The 18,302-nt window shown below is 68.9% G+C and carries 18 protein-coding genes; 15 read left to right on the top strand and 3 right to left on the bottom strand.

Annotated features, from left to right (window positions below; genetic code table 11):
- Nucleotides 1-64: 64 nt before the first annotated feature.
- On the bottom strand, nucleotides 65-943 hold the full coding sequence (locus ACFULV_RS11175) for a hypothetical protein (protein WP_378634125.1): 879 nt from the start codon (nucleotides 941-943) through the stop codon (nucleotides 65-67).
- Between the two features lie 65 nt (nucleotides 944-1,008).
- On the opposite strand from ACFULV_RS11175, the gene ACFULV_RS11170 reads away from it, so the two are divergent.
- The 9 genes from ACFULV_RS11170 (at nucleotide 1,009) to ACFULV_RS11130 (ending at nucleotide 9,889) form a co-directional block, all read left to right on the top strand.
- Nucleotides 1,009-1,995 (top strand): hypothetical protein, encoded by a 987-nt coding sequence (locus tag ACFULV_RS11170; RefSeq protein ID WP_378634128.1) that lies wholly within the window; start codon nucleotides 1,009-1,011, stop codon nucleotides 1,993-1,995.
- A 26-nt stretch (nucleotides 1,996-2,021) separates the two neighbouring features.
- On the top strand, nucleotides 2,022-4,088 hold the full coding sequence (locus ACFULV_RS11165) for a hypothetical protein (RefSeq protein WP_378655537.1): 2,067 nt from the start codon (nucleotides 2,022-2,024) through the stop codon (nucleotides 4,086-4,088).
- Between the two features lie 16 nt (nucleotides 4,089-4,104).
- Nucleotides 4,105-4,989, top strand: coding sequence for a sugar phosphate isomerase/epimerase family protein (locus ACFULV_RS11160; protein WP_378634133.1), 885 nt, complete (start codon nucleotides 4,105-4,107; stop codon nucleotides 4,987-4,989).
- Nucleotides 4,990-5,177: 188 nt separating this feature from the next.
- Nucleotides 5,178-6,044: a thioesterase family protein gene (locus ACFULV_RS11155; RefSeq protein WP_378655535.1), complete on the top strand. Its 867-nt coding sequence runs from the start codon at nucleotides 5,178-5,180 to the stop codon at nucleotides 6,042-6,044.
- A 28-nt stretch (nucleotides 6,045-6,072) separates the two neighbouring features.
- Nucleotides 6,073-6,891 (top strand): pyrroline-5-carboxylate reductase, encoded by an 819-nt coding sequence (gene proC / locus ACFULV_RS11150; protein ID WP_378634139.1) that lies wholly within the window; start codon nucleotides 6,073-6,075, stop codon nucleotides 6,889-6,891.
- 144 nt (nucleotides 6,892-7,035) lie between these two features.
- Nucleotides 7,036-7,317, top strand: coding sequence for a helix-turn-helix domain-containing protein (locus ACFULV_RS11145; RefSeq protein WP_228537168.1), 282 nt, complete (start codon nucleotides 7,036-7,038; stop codon nucleotides 7,315-7,317).
- Nucleotides 7,318-7,505: 188 nt separating this feature from the next.
- Entirely contained in the window at nucleotides 7,506-7,607 is a 102-nt protein-coding gene (locus ACFULV_RS11140; protein ID WP_003402602.1) for a 30S ribosomal protein bS22, read from the top strand.
- Between the two features lie 234 nt (nucleotides 7,608-7,841).
- Entirely contained in the window at nucleotides 7,842-8,876 is a 1,035-nt protein-coding gene (locus ACFULV_RS11135; RefSeq protein ID WP_378634143.1) for an NAD-dependent epimerase/dehydratase family protein, read from the top strand.
- Complete coding sequence (locus ACFULV_RS11130) at nucleotides 8,873-9,889, top strand: lysophospholipid acyltransferase family protein (RefSeq protein WP_378634145.1); 1,017 nt, start codon at nucleotides 8,873-8,875, stop codon at nucleotides 9,887-9,889. Before ACFULV_RS11135 ends, ACFULV_RS11130 begins: the two co-directional genes overlap by 4 nt.
- Here the strand turns inward: ACFULV_RS11130 and ACFULV_RS11125 are convergent.
- Nucleotides 9,886-10,911, bottom strand: a complete 1,026-nt coding sequence (locus ACFULV_RS11125) for an HAD family hydrolase (RefSeq protein ID WP_378634148.1) — start codon at nucleotides 10,909-10,911, stop codon at nucleotides 9,886-9,888. The genes ACFULV_RS11130 and ACFULV_RS11125 overlap by 4 nt on opposite strands.
- 88 nt (nucleotides 10,912-10,999) lie before the next feature.
- Between ACFULV_RS11125 and ACFULV_RS11120 the strand changes: the two genes are divergently transcribed.
- The 5 genes from ACFULV_RS11120 (at nucleotide 11,000) to ACFULV_RS11100 (ending at nucleotide 16,499) form a co-directional block, all read left to right on the top strand.
- On the top strand, nucleotides 11,000-11,281 hold the full coding sequence (locus tag ACFULV_RS11120) for a glutaredoxin family protein (RefSeq protein ID WP_378634150.1): 282 nt from the start codon (nucleotides 11,000-11,002) through the stop codon (nucleotides 11,279-11,281).
- Nucleotides 11,282-11,487: 206 nt separating this feature from the next.
- On the top strand, nucleotides 11,488-12,351 hold the full coding sequence (locus ACFULV_RS11115; RefSeq protein ID WP_378634153.1) for a redox-sensing transcriptional repressor Rex: 864 nt from the start codon (nucleotides 11,488-11,490) through the stop codon (nucleotides 12,349-12,351).
- Nucleotides 12,352-12,427: 76 nt separating this feature from the next.
- Nucleotides 12,428-13,900, top strand: coding sequence for a glutamyl-tRNA reductase (locus tag ACFULV_RS11110; protein ID WP_378634157.1), 1,473 nt, complete (start codon nucleotides 12,428-12,430; stop codon nucleotides 13,898-13,900).
- Nucleotides 13,897-14,928, top strand: coding sequence for a hydroxymethylbilane synthase (gene hemC, locus ACFULV_RS11105; protein WP_378634160.1), 1,032 nt, complete (start codon nucleotides 13,897-13,899; stop codon nucleotides 14,926-14,928). The genes ACFULV_RS11110 and hemC overlap by 4 nt, the downstream gene beginning before the upstream one ends.
- On the top strand, nucleotides 14,925-16,499 hold the full coding sequence (locus tag ACFULV_RS11100) for a uroporphyrinogen-III synthase (protein ID WP_378634163.1): 1,575 nt from the start codon (nucleotides 14,925-14,927) through the stop codon (nucleotides 16,497-16,499). Before hemC ends, ACFULV_RS11100 begins: the two co-directional genes overlap by 4 nt.
- Before the next feature lie 56 nt (nucleotides 16,500-16,555).
- Here the strand turns inward: ACFULV_RS11100 and ACFULV_RS11095 are convergent, their stop codons facing one another.
- Entirely contained in the window at nucleotides 16,556-16,834 is a 279-nt protein-coding gene (locus ACFULV_RS11095) for a hypothetical protein (RefSeq protein ID WP_364403472.1), read from the bottom strand.
- A 254-nt stretch (nucleotides 16,835-17,088) separates the two neighbouring features.
- Between ACFULV_RS11095 and ACFULV_RS11090 the strand changes: the two genes are divergently transcribed.
- Entirely contained in the window at nucleotides 17,089-18,267 is a 1,179-nt protein-coding gene (locus tag ACFULV_RS11090; RefSeq protein WP_378655532.1) for a serine hydrolase domain-containing protein, read from the top strand.
- Nucleotides 18,268-18,302: the final 35 nt, after the last annotated feature.

The following is an 18,302-nucleotide window of genomic DNA, read 5'->3' as shown; positions in this document are numbered from 1 at the left end:
CTATCCAACCCGAGTTCGGTGACGGATGCACGACCTACAGATGAACCGAATGGTTACGAGGCTTTCACTCCGCGTGATTCGATCTGTGAGGTTCGGGGTTCATCCGCTCGGCTTCGACCGTCGCCGGATGCACCGCGACCAGGCCGAGGCCCTCGCGCCGACGGCAGTGTTTGGCGAGTTCGTCGTAGGCGGGCGCACCGAGCAGCTCACGCAGTTCCGGGCCGTAGGACTGCCAGACCGGCTTCGCGCCGACGTGGGCGTCGGGAGAGCCGCTGCAGTACCAATCCAGATCCAGGCCGCCGGGTCCCCAGCCGCGCCGGTCGTATTCGGTGACCACGGTGCGCAGGATCTGCTCGCCGTCCGGGCGTTCCACCCAGTCCTGGGTGCGCCGGATCGGTAGCTGCCAGCACACGTCGGGCTTCACTTCCAGGGGTTCGATGCCCTTGCGCACCGCCATGATGTGCAGCGCGCAGCCGGGGCCCGCCGCGAAGCCGGGACGGTTGAGGAAGATGCAGGCGCCGTCGAAGCGGCGGGTGCGCAGGGCGGGTTCGTCCTCGAGTTCGTCGAGTTCGAGGTAACCCTTCTTGACGACCTTGCCGTTCTCGGTGGCCTCACCCATCAGCTGCCAGTCATCGGGTGTGAGCATCTTCACAGCACCGTTGAGGCGCTTGCGATCGTCCTTGTCGGCCAGGAAAGCGCCGTGGGAGCAGCAGCCGTCGTCGGGGCGTTCGGCGATGATGCCCTGGCAGGCAGGCGTGCCGAACACGCACGTCCAGCGCGACAGCAGCCACGTCAGATCGGCGACGATCTGGTGCTCGTCGTTTGCTGGATCGGTGAACTCGATCCACTCCCGTGGAAAGTCGAGCTCGACTTCCGGGGTCGGGTCGATCTTCCGCCCAGGTCGGAGCCCGGTCTCCGCGGTGCCAGATGCGCCTTCGGTCACAACTCGTGACGCTAACAGTTCAGTCGCCTGGCCTGCTGTACCGGATCACCAAGTACCGTATTCGTGTGCGGCTTGGTGTTCTCGATGTCGGAAGCAATACCGTCCACCTGCTCGTGGTGGACGCCCATCGTGGTGGCCACCCGATGCCGATGAGCTCGACGAAGTCGGCGTTGCGCCTGTCCGAGAGCATGGATTCGGTGGGCCGGATCACCGAGGAGGGCGAGGCGCGGCTGATCGCGACCATCCTCGAATTCGCTGATCTGGCACGCAATTCCAAGTGCGTGGAGCTGATGCCCTTCGCCACCTCTGCCCTGCGCGAGGCGACCAATTCCGAGGAAGTGCTCGCCCGCGTCCGGGCGATGACCGGTGTCGATCTGCAGGTGCTCTCCGGCGACGACGAGGCCAGGCTGACGTTCCTCGCGGTGCGCCGCTGGTTCGGCTGGAGCGCGGGCCGGATCATCAATCTCGATATCGGCGGCGGTTCGCTGGAGCTGTCCAACGGCGGCGACGAGGAACCGGATGTGGCGCTGTCGCTGCAACTCGGCGCGGGCAGGCTCACCAGGGAGTGGCTGCGCGACGACCCGCCGGGCAAGCGCAAGATCGCGGTCCTGCGCGACTGGCTCGACGCCGAACTGGTCGTCCCGTCCAAGACGATGATCGACGCGGGCAGGCCAGACCTGGCCGTGGGCACCTCGAAGACATTCCGTTCGCTGGCCCGGCTGACCGGCGCGGCACCCTCGGCGGCCGGTCCGCGGGTGCGACGTACACTGACCAGCTCCGGTCTGCGCCAGCTGATCGCGTTCATCTCCCGGATGACCGCGTCGGACCGCGCGGAACTGGAAGGCGTGAGTTCGGATCGGTCCCAGCAATTGGTGGCCGGCGCATTGGTCGCGGAGGCGAGTATGCGGGCGTTATCGCTCGACAGCATCGAAATCTGCCCATGGGCGCTGCGCGAAGGCCTCATCTTGCGCAAACTGGACTCCGAGCCCAACGGAGGTGGACCGGCCGCGGTGCCGCCGGTCACGCCGGTCGCGGAAGTGGAGTCGGCATGAGTAGCGAGGATTCTAAACAGCTATCGGTGGCTGAGCTGCTGGCGCGCAACGCCGCGCAGGGGGCCGCGCCCGCTTCCTCCGGTGGCGGTGGACGACGACGGCGCAGCGGGCGCGGACTCTCGGTCAACGATCTGACCGGCGAGAACGCGGCGGTCAAGCCGAACTCGCACGCCGCGCCCGCGCCGCCCGCGCCGGAACCCCCGCCCGCTTATGTCCCGGCGCCGACCTACGCCCCCGAGCCCGCGCCGAGCTACGAACCGCCCGCGAGTTACCAGCCCGCGCCCTACCCGCCGCCCGGTCCGGCCGAACCGGCCTTCTCGCCGATGTCGGGCCCGATCACCCGATTCGACCCCGATGCGGGGTACTCCGCGCCCGATCCGCGCGATCCACTCGGACTCGCCGAACCGCGACCGTCGTCCGATCCGTTCGGGCCGTTCCGTGCCGAGGCGCGCGATGCTGGTTCTCGTGGGGGAGGCCGCGGTCCGGGTCGCCTCGGTGTTCCCGGCGGTCCCACGCAGCCGGTCGATCCCGGTATCGCCGAGATGTTCGGTTCCGGTGCGCTGCCCGCCGTCGGCGGGGGCAGACGGCATCGCCCGGATGAGCCCGAGGCCGCCCCGTACGCCGAGCCGCCGAAACCGCCGCCGGTCACCGGTGGCCGGGCCGCGCGCAGGCGAGCCGCCGAAGCCGCGGAAGAGGCCATCGAGGCGAGCCCGGCGCCGGGCCGCCCGTCGTTCGACGCGCCGCTCTACGAGGCGGGCATCGACGCGCCACAGGCATTCATGGGCAGACCGGGGCAGTCGCGTGGATTGGACGCGCTCCCCGACATCGGGCCCGGTTTCGACAATCAGGCCGGATCGGGCTTCGACGAGCATCGGGGCACCGGGTCCTTCGACAGCCGGCCAGGGCCGGGCTTCAACGGCCGGCCGGGCGAGTCTTTCGACGGCAGGCCCGCGTCGGGCTTCAACGGGCGACCGGGCGAGTCTTTCGACGGTCAGCCGGTCAACGGGCGGCCGGGCGCCGAGCCCGCGCGAGGTTTCAACGGGGCGGGGCGTAACGGCGCCCCCGGGCTGAACGGGCAGCCCGCGCCGGGTCGTGTCGACGCGGCGCAAGCCTTCAACGGATTTCCGCCGCCGGGCGCCGATGCCACCCAGGCCTACAACCTCGCGCCGGGCACCGACGCCCCGCCGGCCCGTGGCGCGGATCAGCGCCCCTCGCTGGATCGCCGACGGGGCGAGCCGAAGTCCGGCGGGTTGCCGTCGTGGTCGGCGCGCAGGCATCGTCCGGACAAGAACGCGCCCGCGCCGGAGAGCGGTGGTTTCCCGACGGCCGCGTGGTCGCCGGTCAGCCAGGAGCAGCCGCTGGTGTCCGGGCAGTCGGTGGCCGGGGACCTGCTGCGCCAGCGCGCCGATCGGGGTCCCGACGCCGACGCGCACACCGAGGTCTACCGGGTCGGCGCCGATCAGGTCGACGACGAGGACACCGACGACTACGCCGAGTCCGATTACGTCGACCGCGATTACGTCGACAACGACTACTCCGACGCCGACTACGCCGAATCCGAGTACGACGACGCGGCCTTCGACGATGACGACTACGACGACGACTACGAACCCAAGCCGACCAGGGCGAGCAGGCGCGCCGCGACCAAGGCGGCCGCCGTGACCCTGGCCGACCGGGCGAGGGCGAAGGTGGCGAGCCGGGCCAAGTCGAGGACCGGCAGCGTCGCCGAGTCGCGGGCCGCGAGCAGGTTGTCGGGTAACCGGGCGGGCGGGTCGGTGGCCAGCCGTGCCGCGCGCGTATCGAGCATGGCGCGCGGCGACGGCGACAACGCCAACCGCCGCCAGTGGATGATCCTGGGCGCGCAGAGCGCGGGCGCGGCGGTCGCCGGAATGTTGCTGTTCAAGGGTTTCGAGACCTTGTGGGAGTCGATGGCGTTGGTGGCGCTGGCGCTGGCGACGGTCGTGATCCTCGGTCTGGTGGCGCTGGTTCGCATCCTGCGCCGCACCGACGACATCTTCAGCACCGTGATCGCCGTCGTCGTAGGCGTCTTCGTGACGCTGGGACCGCTAGCCTTTCTCCTCAGTACCAGCTGAATACAGGGAGTGGGCTGTGGGGAACGCACGGGCGGACATCGCGATCGGGCTGTCGACGGCCTCGGTGTATCCGGAGAACACGCAGGCGGCGTTCCGTTATGCCGCCGAATTGGGTTACGACGGTGTGGAATTGATGGTCTGGGCAGAGCCGGCCAGCCAGGACATCGCGACGGTGCAGTCCTACGCGAAGCGCTACGGCGTCCCGGTGCTGGCCGTGCACGCGCCGTGTCTGCTGATCTCCCAACGGGTCTGGGGCGCCGACCCGGTGGCCAAGCTGGAACGCAGCGTGCGGACCGCGGAGGCGCTCGGCGCCGACACCGTGGTGGTGCACCCGCCGTTTCGCTGGCAGCGCCGCTACGCGCGGGGTTTCGCCGATCAGGTCGGTGAGCTCGAGGCGCATCACCCGGTCAAGGTGGCCGTGGAGAACATGTTCCCGATGCGGGCCGACACCCTGTTCCGCGACGGCGCGGTGCGCAGGCTGGAACGGCGCGCGGGTCCCGGCCGCGCGGTGAGCGCGTTCAGCCCTTCCTTCGATCCGACCGACACCGGCTTCGACCACTACACCCTCGACCTCTCACACACCGCGACCGCGGGCGCCGACGCGCTCGAGCTGGCGCGCCGGATGGGCGAGGGCCTGGTCCACCTGCACCTGGCCGACGGTCGCGGCGCCGCGCACGACGAGCACCTGGTGCCCGGCGACGGCACCCAGCCCTGCGCGCAACTGTGTGAACACCTGATACACACCGGTTTTCGCGGCCACGCGGTCGCCGAGATCAATACCCAGAACGCGCGAACCACCGCCGAACGTTCCACCCAGCTGGCGCGCACCCTCGATTTCGCCCGCCGCCACCTCACCGGCGCGACCCCTGACCCCCAACCTCGCCACGCCGATCTGCCGTAGCGGAAGGCACCCGGGGCCCCGCTCGAGCGCGCCGGCGCTCCACACACAGCTCTCAGCTATCCGGATTCGGTCACCCTGATGCGTCACCACCGCTCGCATCCCGCCCCCGGCCCAGCGCGGAATACTTCGAACCCCACCATGCTTGTACGCTGTACGAATTGCTGTGTGCCCCTCGACCAGGAGTGACGATGACGCGAGAACTCGCGACCGACGCGCCGTTCAGCCAGGTCCTCGACCTGACCGAGCTCACCACCACCGATGCCGAGACCGGCCGCTACGCCGGCGTCATCGCGCCCACCTGGACCATCGGCCCCAAAGTCCACGGCGGCACCATGGTCGCGGCCACCGCCGCCGCGGCGACCCGCTGGCTCACCGAGGCCGACGAATCGCTCGCCCGGATGGCGCCCATCGCGGCCAGCACCGACTTCCTCGGCGCCCCCGACCCGGGTGAGGTCGAATACGCGGTGCACATCCGCAAGAAGGGCCGCCAGATCTGCCTGGCCGACGTGGACCTGATCCAGAACGGCCGCACCCTCGTCCGGACCGCGTTCACCTTCGGCCACCTCGACTCCGCCGAGACGCGCTGGAGCGGCCCCGACACCGACATGCCCGCCGAGCCGGTCGACGAGGCGTTCCGCTACTCCGCCGATTCGCCGATGGGCAAGATCGTGCACGTCAGCCAGGGCGCCCACATGGTGATCGACCCGACCTGGGGTGAATTCCTGCGCGGCGAGACCGGCCCGCCCCGGCTGCGGCTGTGGATCCGCCCGTTCGACGGCGACGAAGCCGATCCGCGGGCGCGCGCCGCCTTCGCGATGATGGCCGCCGACATCAGCCCGCCGGTGCCGATGAACCTCGGCCACTTCGGGTGGTCGCCGACCGTGCAGATGACCACGTATCTGCGCCGCGTCCCCGCGCCCGGCTGGCTGCGCGTCATCGCGACCGCCCGTGAGGTCGGTGAGCGGATGTTCGACGAGGACCACCTGGTCATCGACTCGACCGGTGCAGTCGTCGCCCAGAGTCGCCAGCTGGCGCTGATCCCGGCGGCACGCTGAAGCCACCGGGCCAACTAACCTTGTCCTCATGACGAGAATTGCGGTGGTCGGTGGCGGTCGGATCGGTGAGGCGCTGGTGGCCGGATTGCTCGAATCCGGTCGGGCGACCAAAGATCTGGTCGTGGTCGAGCCGATCGCCGCGCGCGCCGCGCAGCTGGCCGAGCGCTTCAAGGTGCGGGTGAGCGGTTCGGTCGCCGACGCCGTCGAGGGCGCCGACATCGTGGTGATCGCGGTGAAGCCCGGGGTGGTCGACTCGGTGCTCACCGATCTGTCCAAGGCCGACCTCGACAACGGTCGCGATCAGGTGCTCGTCTCGCTGGCCGCCGGTGTCTCCACCGCCCGGCTGGAGTCGAAACTGCCCGCCGGTTTCCCGGTGGTGCGGGTGATGCCGAACACGCCGATGCTGGTCGGACAGGGTATGAGTGTGCAATCGCCCGGTCGCTACGCCAAGCCGGAGCAGCTCGAGCAGGTCGGCGAGATGCTCGAAGCCGTCGGCAAAGTGGTAACGGTGCCCGAGGCGCAGATGGACGCGGTCACCGCGGTATCCGGTTCGGGACCGGCGTATTTCTTCCTGGTCGTCGAGGCGATGATCGATGCGGGCGTCGGCCTCGGCCTCACCCGCGAGGTGGCCAGCGAACTGGTCGTGCAGACCATGATCGGTTCGGCGGCGCTGCTGGACGAAACCGGGCAGAGCGCGGCCGAGCTCCGCGCCGCGGTCACCTCGCCCGGTGGTACCACCGCCGCGGCACTGCGCGAACTCGAACGTGGTGCGCTGCGCTCGACGTTCACCGAGGCCCTGCACGCGGCCAAGCAGCGGTCCGCCGAACAGGGCGCAACGAACGAGTGACAAACGGGTACCCGGTTTGAAAACCGATTTCTCACACCCGTCGCAGTAATCCCACTGGTCCCGCTAAGCTCGTAGAAGCACGTGCGTGTCTGTTCCGCTGGTGGGGAAGCCGGCGGCGCGGGCGTGCCGGAGGTCAATGGTGCCATGATGTCTGCGAACAGAATGTCAAGTAATCCATCGGCGTCGGGCGGTGGTTCGGGTTCGCCCGCGCCGCGGGTCGGCGCCACCCCGCAAACGGTGATCGGCGGTGGCACGCAGTTTCTCACCGTCGCCGAAGTCGCCGATCTCATGCGGGTGTCGAAAATGACGGTGTACCGGCTCGTGCACTCGGGTGAACTGCCCGCGGTGCGTGTCGGACGCTCGTTCCGAGTGCACGCGAAGGCGGTGCACGACTACCTGGAGACGTCGTACTTCGACGCCGGATGACGTAGTCCGGCCAGGTACAAGGGCGGTTTCGTTGCTGCTCGGGTGCCCCGGTAGCATGGACAACTGGTTCGTGTCCGCCTGCCGGTGGCACCGTTCGTGGTGTCCGGTTGCCCCGGCGGCGCGGACGCCAAACGACGCACGTGAACACCGCGTGTGTATGCCGAGTAGAGAGAACGCGAGGAAACCCTATGGGTTCTGTGATCAAGAAGCGCCGCAAGCGTATGTCGAAGAAGAAGCACCGTAAGCTGCTTCGCCGCACGCGTGTTCAGCGGCGCAAACTCGGCAAGTAAGCCTGCGTACCGCGACGAGCCCGTCACCTTCGAGGTGGCGGGCTCGCGCTGTGAAATACCCGGGTTTGTGAAGCTCACTGGTCGAGGACGGGTCGGCGGTGTTAAAAGCTGGTAGATCGTGACGGCGAGTGGCGCGAATGCGGCTACTCTGGTACGCGAAACACGATGAGCAGGGGGCTTTGAGTGGGGTCAGGTTCGAGTTCCGATACACGGGAACGACACGCACCGAGAGTTGTGCTGGTCACGGGTGCCAGCCGCTTCTTCGGTGGCAATGTCGCGGCACGACTGGCTGCCGAACCCGGCGTCGAACGTGTCATCGCGGTGGATACCGTGACGCCCAGCCGTGAGCTCCGGCGAAAAATGGGTAGTGCCGAGTTCGTGCGCGCTGATATCCGGAATCCACTGATTCGCAAAGTCGTCGAGGGCAACGACGTCGACACCGTCGTGCACGCGGCTGTGCTCACCCGTCCGCCCGCCGGTGGCGGTCGCGCGGTGATGAAGGATCTCAATGTCCTCGGTGCGATGCAATTGCTCGCCGTCTGTCAGAAAGCGCCGTCGGTGCGCCGTGTGGTCGTGCGATCGTCGTCGGCGGTGTACGGCTGCAGTGCCAAGGATCCGGCGAAATTCACCGAGGAAATGGGCGCGCGCACTCCGCCCGCTGGGTGGTTCGCACGCGACATGATCGATATCGAGGCGCTGGTGCGTGGAATGGCGCGGCGCAGGCCCGATATTTCCGCGTCGATTCTGCGTTTCGCGCCGATTGTCGGTCCGCGCCTGGCCGATCGGGGCGTGCAATATCTGCGTTCGCCGATCACCCCGACCGTTCTCGGTCGCGAAGCCCGACTGCAATTGCTGCACGAGGAAGACGCGGTCGCGGTGCTGGTGCACGCGGCGCAGCGTGCACACGGTGGCACGGTCAATATCGCCGGTGACGGCGCGCTGGCCATGTCGCAGGCGATCCGCCGTGCCGGGCGCATCGTCGCGCCGGTTCCCTTTTTCGTCTTCCGCACGGTCGGTCGCTCGCTGATGGGCCCGATCATGCGCGGATTCAGTGGCGAACAACCCGACTATTTCTACTTCGGCTGCGGGCTCGACACCACCCGTATGCGAACCGAACTCGGCTTCACCCCACGCTGGACCACGGTCCAGGCGTTCGATGACTTCATCGCGGGCGCAGCGTTGCGGCCCGTCTTCGATCCGGCTTGGATCGACGCCGCGGAACACAAACTGCTCGGCCTCATCGGGGCCGGTACAGGAGCGCGTACATGAACGAGGGAGCGAAAGTCATTCGTCTCGACGTGAATGTCGAGACCCGACAGCGACCGCAGACACGGCGATGGCCGGACCAGCCGACGCAGGCGATGCCGGTCACCTCCCTCAGCGAGCGTCGACCGGGAATGCCCGCCCGCCCGCCGAAGTCGCTGACCGACATCGTGCGCGATGCCGTCGGCGAGCAGATCGAACGGACCGCCGAGTTCGCGCGCCGCAGGCTCACCGGCGACTATCAGGTCGACGAGTTCGGCTACGACCGGCACCTGCTCGAATCGGTGATCCTGCCCGCGCTCCGGCCGCTGTCGGACTACTGGTTCCGGGTCGAGGTCGCGGGGATCGAGAACATCCCCGCCGTGGGTGGCGCGCTGCTGGTCGCCAATCACGCGGGCACCGTGCCGATCGACGGACTGATGCTGCAACTGGCCGTGCACGACAAGCATCCGCATCAGCGGGCGCTGCGGCTGCTGGCCGCCGACCTCATCTTCGAGATGCCGCTGCTCGGCGCGCTGGCACGTAAGGCCGGGCACACACTGGCCTGCCATCCCGATGCCGAGCGGCTGCTGCGCGCCGGGCACATCGCCGGCGTGTTCCCGGAAGGGTTCAAGGGCGTCGGAAAGAACTACGCCGACCGGTACAAGCTGCAGCGGTTCGGGCGCGGCGGATTCGTGTCGGCGGCGGTGCGGGCCGGGGTGCCGATCATTCCGGTCTCGATCGTCGGTTCCGAGGAGATCTACCCCAAACTCGCCGATATCAAGCCGCTGGCCCGCCTGCTCGGGCTGCCGTACTTCCCGGTGACGCCGCTGTTCCCGCATCTGGGGCTGTTGGGCGCGGTGCCGATGCCGTCCAAGTGGTACATCGAATTCGGTGAGCCGATCGCGACCACGGCGTTCGAGCCGGAAGAGGCCGATGACCCGATGACGATGTTCGAGGTCACCGACCAGGTCCGCGAGACCATCCAGCAAACCCTCTACAAGCTGCTGGCCAAGCGCCGGAACGTGGTTCTGGGTTAGTTGTCGCGGTGGCGGGCTACGACAGCCGCTACCGCTCCACCCGCCGCGCCGAGTGCCAGTGCGGTGGGGACGCCGATCTTGGCTGCCTTGCGGCCGGTGCGGAAATCGCGGATTTCCCAGCCGCGGTTCTTCGCGACCTCGCGCAGATCGGAGTCGGGGTTGATCGCGACAGCGGTGCCGACCAGCGACAGCATGGGGACATCGTTGTGGCTGTCGGAGTAGGCGGTGCAGCGCTTGAGGTTGAGCCCTTCGCGGATGGCGAGGGTGCGCACCGCGTGCGCCTTGCCGAGGCCGTGCAGGATGTCGCCGACCAGGCGGCCGGTGAACTTGCCGTCGACACTCTCGGCGACCGTGCCGAGGGCGCCGGTCAGGCCGAGGCGTTTGGCGATCACATTGGCCAGCTCGACCGGGGTGGCCGTCACCAGCCAGACCTGCTGACCGGCATCGAGGTGCATCTGGGCCAGCGCGCGGGTGCCGGGCCAGATCTTGTCGGCGATGATCTCGTCGTAGATCTCCTCGCCGAGTGCCGCGAGTTCGGCCGTGGGGCGGCCCGCGATGAAGCTGAGCGCCTTCTCCCGGCCCGAGACCATGTCGGAGGAATTCTCCTTGCCGGTGACCCGGAACTTCACCTGCTTCCAGGCGACATCGACCAGGTCGGAGGTCTTGAAGTACTTGCGCGCGGCCAACCCACGGGCGAAGTGGACGATCGAGGCACCCTGCACGAGGGTGTTGTCGACGTCGAAGAACGCCGCGGCGGTGAGGTCGCGCGGGACCTCGGGGCCCGCGTCGCCGCCCTGCTCGGCGAGCTCGGCATCGTGCAGCTCGAGCGCGGCGTCGGCACTGGCCTCGCCGGCCAGGTTGGCGCGTAGCTCTTCTTCGCTCGGTCCGAACGGGCTGCGTGGCAGCCGTGCGAACTGTTCCTGCAGTTCCTGACCGAGGCGGCTGGGCTGCCACCGCGCAGGGAACTCCCCGAATCGCCCTGCGACGAATCCGGCCCTAGTCACCTTCGAACGTTCCGGCACCAGTACCCTCCGCTAGTCGCGCGAACCATGTCCACAGTAACCGGCTGCACCGACAACCCGCTGCGGGCTCGGGGATTAAATAGGGCTCATGACTAATCCCACACCGACGGTGACCCTGTTGACCCGCGCTGGTTGCGGCATGTGCAGCGCGGCACTGGAGCAATTGCGGATGATCTGTGGTGATTTCGGTCTCCCGGTCGCCACTGTAGACGTCGACGAAGCCGCGGTCAGCGAGCCGGAACTGCGTGCCGAATACGGTGATCGCCTGCCGGTGGTCCTGTTGAACGGCCGTGAACACAGCTATTTCGACGTCGATGAGCCCCGTTTGCGGGCGGACCTGAGCCGGATCGCTGGTCGCGACGGAAAATGAGGCCGAATTCACCGACTTTGTGAACGCCTGCACAAGCGGTTACGGTGGTGACACGCAATCCGCACCGCCGCTCCACGCGGCGGCGGTGGCCGGGTTTGTACCGCCCCTATGGCACCGGTCGCGCTCTCGTAATTGCAGCGACCCACACCGGTGAACGAAACAGAGGAACCGGACCGCGATCAGGCCCGGAACGAGGAGCCGACGACGTGACAGAGCAGCACGAGACGCCGAGTGGCGTCTCCGGCAAGGCTCTTGTGCGGGACATTCCGCAGGCCACGGTGACTCGTCTTGCTACCTATCTCCGGGTTCTCGCCGGGTTGGCCGACGAGGGTGTAGTCATCGTATCGAGTGAGGAACTCGCTGTCGCGGCGGGTGTCAATTCGGCGAAGCTGCGCAAGGATCTTTCCTTCCTCGGACCCAACGGTGTGCGGGGTGTCGGCTATGACGTAGCCAAGTTGCGCACCAGGATCGAAGATGTGCTCGGACTGTCGCAGGGACATCGGGTAGTGCTGATCGGCGCGGGCAATCTGGGCCGCGCGCTGGTCGGTTACGGCGGATTCGGGGTACGAGGCTTCACCGTGGTCGGGATCTTCGACAACGACCCGTCGGTGATCGGCCAGTCGTACGCCGGTCTCGTCGTGCGCGATGTCGAGCAGCTGACCGCGCAGATCCCGGCGCTGACGCCGACGATCGCGGTGGTGGCCGTGCCCGACGAAGCCGCCCAGGACGTGTGTGACCGGCTCGTCGACGCCGGACTGCCGTCGATTCTGAGTTTCGCGCCGCTGGAACTGCGCGCGCCCGCCCATGTCCAGGTCCGCCGCGTCGACCTGGCGATGGAACTGCAGATGCTGTCCTTCGATGCCGCGCGCAACGACGCGCCCGCGCTGCCCGAGATCGCCGAGGTCGGCTCCGGCCGCGTCGCGCGCCGGGTACCGCCGCCGAACCACCTCACCCATGCCGCACCGGTCGAACCGGCCCGCGGCAGGCCGACGCGGCGTACCGCGCCGCATTCGGCCACGCCCCACTCGGCAACGGAGCCAAGCACCAAGGGATCGGTGATCACGCCATGAGCGAGCGCCAGCGAGCTAAACAGCGACACGGCGTGCGGACACGCATGGCGGGACAGAGCGCCGGCGAGGTGCGGTCATGAGTGTTCTGCTGGTCGGGATTTCGCACCGGAGCGCCCCCGTGTCGGTGCTGGAGAAGGTGGCCATCAGTGAGGCCGATCGGCCGAAGCTGGTGGATCGGCTGCTCGCCTCCAGTCACGTGTCGGAGGCGATGATCGTCTCCACCTGCAACCGGGTCGAGGTCTACGCGGTCGTCGACGCCTTCCACGGCGGACTCGGCGAGGTGAGCGAACTGCTCACCAAGCATTCCGGACTGCCGCTGGGCGATCTCACCAAGCACGCCTACGTGCGCTACAGCGAGGCCGCGGCCGAGCATCTGTTCGCGGTCGCCAGCGGCTTGGACTCGATGGTCGTCGGCGAGCAGCAGGTGCTCAGCCAGATTCGCAGCGCCTACGCCAGCGCCGACGGTCAGCAGGCGGTCGGGCGCACTCTGCACGAGCTGGCTCAGCACGGGTTGCGGGTCGGCAAGCGGGTGCACTCGGAGACCGGGATCGACCGGGCCGGTGCCTCGGTGGTGTCGGTGGCGCTGGATCGGGCGCGCGGTGTCGTGGGCGATCTCGCCGGACGGACCGCCGTGGTGGTCGGTGCGGGCGCGATGGGCGGGCTGGCCGTCGCGCATCTGTCGCGGGCCGGGATCGGGCGCATCATCGTCGTCAACCGGACCCTCGAACGCGCACAGCGTCTCGCCGAAACCGGGCGCACCATGCACGGTGTCGAGGCCGAGGCGGTCGAGATGTCGCGGCTCACCGAGGCCATGGCGGGTACCGATGTCGTGATCACCTGTACGGGCGCGGTCGGGTCCGTGGTGACTCTGGCCGATACCCATCGCGCGCTCGCGGGCCGGGCGCGCACCGACGCCGCCGAGCGTCCCCTGGTCTTCTGCGATCTGGGCCTGCCCCGCGATGTGGAGCACGCCGTGGCAGGCCTGCCCGGCGTCGCCGTCATCGACATCGAATCGCTGCAGCGCGATCCGGCCGCGGGAGCCGCGGCCGACGACACCGCCGCCGCGCGCGTCATCGTCGCCGACGAACTCGCCAAATACCTTGCCGGGCAACGCATGGCGGAGGTCACCCCTACGGTGGCCGCGCTGCGTCAGCGTGCCGCCGATGTGGTGGAGGCCGAACTGCTCCGCCTCGATTCACGGCTGCCCGACCTGGCCGACCCGGCCCGCGACGAGGTGGCGCGCACGGTGCGCCGCGTCGTCGACAAGTTGCTGCACGCGCCGACCGTGCGGGTGAAGCAGCTGGCATCGACTCCGGGCGGCGACAGCTACGCCGAAGCGTTGCGTGAGCTGTTCGAACTGAAACCTGGTGCGGTACAAGCGGTTGCCGCGCCGATGGAGGTCGCCGCGGCGGAGTCCGCGCTGGCCGACGACTTCACCGCAGGCCACCTCGGCGATGGGCCGTCACGCTTGACCGAGTCAAGACCCGACACAGGCAGCATGCGAAACCACGCAGCGCCGCTCGGGCATGCGCAGGAGGAAACCGCATGACCACGACAGTGCAGGAAGAGGACACCGTGACCGCAGGCAGCCCCAGTGCGCCGTGGCGGATCGGCACGCGCGGCAGTCTGCTCGCGCTGACACAGGCGGGCACCATCCGTGATGCGCTGATCGCGGCGGGGCAGCCCGCCGAACTGGTGGTCATCAAGACACCGGGCGATCTGTCCTCGGATCCGGTGCAGAAGATCGGTGTCGGGGTGTTCACCTCCGCGCTGCGCGACGAGCTCGCCGCGGGCGGCATCGACATCGCGGTGCATTCCTATAAGGACCTCCCCACCGCGCAGGACCCGCGCTTCACCATCGCCGCGATCCCGCCGCGCGAGGACCCGCGCGACGCGCTGGTGGCTCGTGACGGCATGGTGCTCGGCGAACTGCCCGCCGGCGCTCGCGTCGGGACCTCGGCCCCGCGCCGCGCCGCGCAGCTGCGCGCACTCGGCCTCGGCCTCGACATCCTTCCGCTGCGCGGCAATATCGACTCCCGCCTGCGCAAGGTGAGCGAGGGCGAACTCGACGCGATCGTCATCGCCCGCGCCGGCCTGTGCCGGATCGGGCGCACCGACGAGATCACCGAATCGCTCGAACCGGTGCAGATGCTGCCCGCCCCCTCGCAGGGCGCGCTCGCGGTCGAATGCCGCAGTGACGACCCGCAATTGATCGAGGTACTCGCCGGTCTGGACGATGCCGCGACCAGAGCCGCGGTGCTCGCCGAGCGTTCGCTGCTCGGTGAGCTCGAGGCAGGCTGCACCGCACCGATCGGAGCGCTCGCCGAGATCGTCGAGTCGATCGACGAGGACGGCCGGATCTTCGACGAACTCTCGCTGCGCGCCTGTGCCGCCGCGATCGACGGCTCCGATGTCCTACGCGCCTCGATCGTCGGCGCGCCGAAAGACGCGGCCGAACTCGGTCGCACGCTGGCGCGCGAACTGCTGGACCTGGGTGCTCGCGCATTGCTGAGCGTCACAGACGAACCGGCGCCCACCGACTTCACTAATTCCAGCCCGATGGAGAACAACCGATGAGCAGCAGCCGAGCTACCAAGAAGCAACCAGGGCGGATCCTTTTCGTCGGATCCGGCCCCGGCGACCCGGCCCTGCTGACCGTACGTGCCCGTGAGGTGCTCGAGCGGGCGATGCTGGCGTTCACCGACCCCGATGTCGACAAGGGCGTGCTCGCCCTGATCGGTAGCGCAGTCGAGGTGGGCGAGGACGGCGAGAGCCCGGTCGACGTGCGCCCCGCCCTCGGCGAACCCGCCGAGGTGGCCAAGACGCTGATCGCCGAGGCGCGCAACGGTCACGACGTGGTCCGCATCGTCACCGGCGACCCGTTGACCACCGATTCGGTGATCAACGAGGTCAACGCCGTCACCCGCTCGCACATGGTGTTCGAGGTGCTGCCGGGCCTGCCCAACGGCTCGGCCGTGCCCAGCTACGCGGGCATCGCGCTGGGCTCCGGGCACACCGAGGCCGATGTGCGCGGCGAGGTCGACTGGTCGGCGCTGGCCGCCGCCCCCGGCCCGCTGGTGCTGCACGCCACCTCCGGTCACCTGGCCGAGACCGCCAGCGCGCTGGTGGAACACGGTATGGCGCCGCAGACGCCGGTCGCGGTCACCGTGCGTGGCACCACTCGGCAGCAGCGCACCATCGAGGCCACGCTGGCCTCGCTGAACAACGCCGCGTCCGAGCTCGTCGGCCCGCTGGTCGTGACGGTCGGCAAGGAAGTCGACAAGCGCGCCAAGATGTCGTGGTGGGAGTCGCGTGCCCTCTACGGCTGGACCGTGCTCGTCCCGCGCACCAAGGATCAGGCGGGGGAGATGAGCGAGCGGCTCGTCACCCACGGCGCGATCCCGATCGAGGTGCCGACCATCGCGGTGGAGCCGCCGCGCAGCCCCGCCCAGATGGAACGGGCCGTGAAGGGTCTGGTCGACGGGCGCTACCAGTGGGTGGTGTTCACCTCCACCAACGCGGTGCGCGCGGTGTGGGAGAAGTTCGCCGAGTTCGGTCTGGACGCTCGCGCGTTCTCCGGTGTGAAGATCGCCTGTGTCGGTGAGGCCACCGCGGAGCGGGTGCGCTCCTTCGGTATCAACCCCGAACTGGTGCCCAGCGGCGAACAGTCCTCCGAGGGCCTGCTCGCCGACTTCCCGCCCTACGACGACGTGTTCGATCCGGTGAACCGGGTGCTGCTGCCCCGCGCCGACATCGCCACCGAGACCCTGGCCGAGGGCCTGCGTGAGCGCGGCTGGGAGATCGACGACGTCACCGCCTACCGCACGGTGCGCGCCTCGCCGCCGCCCGCGGAGACCCGCGAGATGATCAAGACCGGCGGTTTCGACGCGGTCCTGTTCACCTCGTCCTCCACGGTGCGCAACCTGGTCGGTATCGCGGGCAAGCCGCACGCTCGCACCATCGTGGCCTGCATCGGCCCGAAGACCGCGGAGACCGCGATCGAGTTCGGTCTGCGTGTGGACGTGCAGCCCGAGACCGCTCAGGTGGGCCCACTGGTGGAGGCACTGGCCGAGCACGCGTCGCGCCTGCGCGCCGAGGGCCTGCTGCCGCCGCCGCGCAAGAAGAGCCGCCGCAGCAGCAGCCGCTGATCTCAGCAGATACCCCGAAAGCCCGCCCGCGACGGCGGGCTTTCGGCGTATCAGGGTCACCGGCTGTAGCGCAGCAGTGTGCGCACGAGCCGGCAGGTGGCATCGGACGGCGGGCGGATGTCGATCTTCTCGGCGGTGCGCCGGATCGTGTCGTTGGTGGCCTGATTGGGTAGGTACACACCGGAATCCAGCAGCGCGATCGTCAACCGCATGGCCTTGAGCCGACGGTTGTGCGCCACGTACCAGCGGCGCGGACGGCCCGCGGGCAGTCGCTTCTTCTCGAGCGGCACGTACGGCGCGGTGATGAAAGTGGTCTGAGCGGCAATGGCATTCATTCGGCGTCCTCCCGTTGCGTTAGGGTCCCGCCCCCGATCGTCGGGACCCTCGAACACGCTTTCGATTATACCGAGGGGCGCCGACAGGTTTCGTCGATCTCTCGCGGAAGCCATTGAGCTCCAGTGGGTTTCGATGTTATCCACAGGTTCGCCACGACCTGTCGCCGGCCTCGGCGAAGCGCCGCGCGTGGTGATTCGCGGGTAGCTGTCGGACCGCTGTGGTCTAGTAGCGCAAGGAAACCCGGGGAGAGGCGATGACGGTGGACGAGATCGACAAGCGGCTCGGCGCGCACGTCGCGGCGGACGAACTGCTCGGCCTGGCATGGCTCGTGGCGACCGGAGACGACATCACCACCGGCGCGATCGGCCATCTCGACGCCACCCGCGCCACCCCGATGCGCACCGACACGATCTTCCGGATCTCCTCGATGACCAAACCGCTCACCGCGGCGGCGGCCTCGATTCTGATCGACGACGGCCTACTCGATCCGGCCGAACCGGTCGACCGGCTGCTCCCGGAACTCGCCGGCTTGCGTGTGCTCGCGCACCCCACCGCCGAAGTCACCGATACGGTCGCGGCGAACCGCCCGATCACCGTCGACGACCTGCTCACCTTCCGCCTCGGCTGGGGCATGGATTTCACCGACTTCTCACCCAAGCCGTTCGACGCCGCCTGGAGTGCCCTCGACCTCGGCTGGGGCCCGCCGACGCCCGCCCGGATGTTGCCTCCGGACACCTGGCTGCGACGACTCGGCACCCTGCCGCTGCAGTACCAGCCCGGCGAACGCTGGCTCTACCACGTCGGCGCGCCGATCCTCGGCTTCCTGGTCGCCAGGGCAGCGAACAAACCGCTCTCGGAATTCCTGGCCGAGCGCGTCCTGCGCCCGCTCGGCATGACCGACACCGGTTTCTCCGTCCCGCCCGGCAAGCTGGCCCGATTCGGCCCGCATTATTCGGAAACAGACGGCGCCCGCACCGTCTTCGACCCCGTCGACGGCCAATGGAGCACTCCACCGGCCTTCGAAGGGGGTGGTGACGGCTTGGTCTCCACCCTCGCCGACTACTACCGCTTCGCCCGCATGCTGCGCGCCGGCGGCGAACTCGACGGCACCCGCGTGCTGTCCGAACAAGCCGTCGCGGCCATGACCACCAACCACCTCACCGCCGAGCAACTGGCCCGCGGCGGACCCGGCCCCGGCGACAGCGCGGGGTGGGGCTACGGCGTCGGCGTCCAGCTACGCGACCAACCCGACGGCCCACGCGCAGGTGCCTACGGCTGGGCAGGCGGTCTCGGCTCCACCTGGTCCAACGACGGCGCGGTGACGGCGATCCTGCTCACCAACGAAACCTGGAGTTCGGCGGGCCCGTCCCCGGTCTTCGCAACTTTCGAGCAGATTCTGGGCGAAACCGCCCGCCGTAGCGACCCGTCGTAGGCGCTGCGGCGACCATCGGGGGTCAGGCGTATTCT

The sequence above is a fragment of the Nocardia sp. NPDC057272 genome (assembly GCF_042668615.1).
Lineage (GTDB): Bacteria > Actinomycetota > Actinomycetes > Mycobacteriales > Mycobacteriaceae > Nocardia.
The sequence above is the reverse complement of the archived record's forward strand: the minus strand, read 5'-3'. Positions and strand labels throughout refer to the sequence as shown.

Bases quoted from the DNA above. Each gene is read 5' to 3' on its own strand.
- ACFULV_RS11140 (WP_003402602.1), top strand. From the start codon at position 7,506: ATGGGTTCTGTGATCAAGAAGCGCCGCAAGCGTATGTCGAAGAAGAAG.
- ACFULV_RS11130 (WP_378634145.1), top strand. From the start codon at position 8,873: ATGAACGAGGGAGCGAAAGTCATTCGTCTCGACGTGAATGTCGAGACC.
- ACFULV_RS11095 (WP_364403472.1), bottom strand. From the start codon at position 16,834: ATGAATGCCATTGCCGCTCAGACCACTTTCATCACCGCGCCGTACGTG.
- ACFULV_RS11110 (WP_378634157.1), top strand. From the start codon at position 12,428: ATGAGTGTTCTGCTGGTCGGGATTTCGCACCGGAGCGCCCCCGTGTCG.
- hemC (WP_378634160.1), top strand. From the start codon at position 13,897: ATGACCACGACAGTGCAGGAAGAGGACACCGTGACCGCAGGCAGCCCC.
- ACFULV_RS11145 (WP_228537168.1), top strand. From the start codon at position 7,036: ATGATGTCTGCGAACAGAATGTCAAGTAATCCATCGGCGTCGGGCGGT.
- ACFULV_RS11155 (WP_378655535.1), top strand. From the start codon at position 5,178: ATGACGCGAGAACTCGCGACCGACGCGCCGTTCAGCCAGGTCCTCGAC.
- ACFULV_RS11100 (WP_378634163.1), top strand. From the start codon at position 14,925: ATGAGCAGCAGCCGAGCTACCAAGAAGCAACCAGGGCGGATCCTTTTC.
- ACFULV_RS11120 (WP_378634150.1), top strand. From the start codon at position 11,000: ATGACTAATCCCACACCGACGGTGACCCTGTTGACCCGCGCTGGTTGC.
- ACFULV_RS11090 (WP_378655532.1), top strand. From the start codon at position 17,089: ATGACGGTGGACGAGATCGACAAGCGGCTCGGCGCGCACGTCGCGGCG.
- proC (WP_378634139.1), top strand. From the start codon at position 6,073: ATGACGAGAATTGCGGTGGTCGGTGGCGGTCGGATCGGTGAGGCGCTG.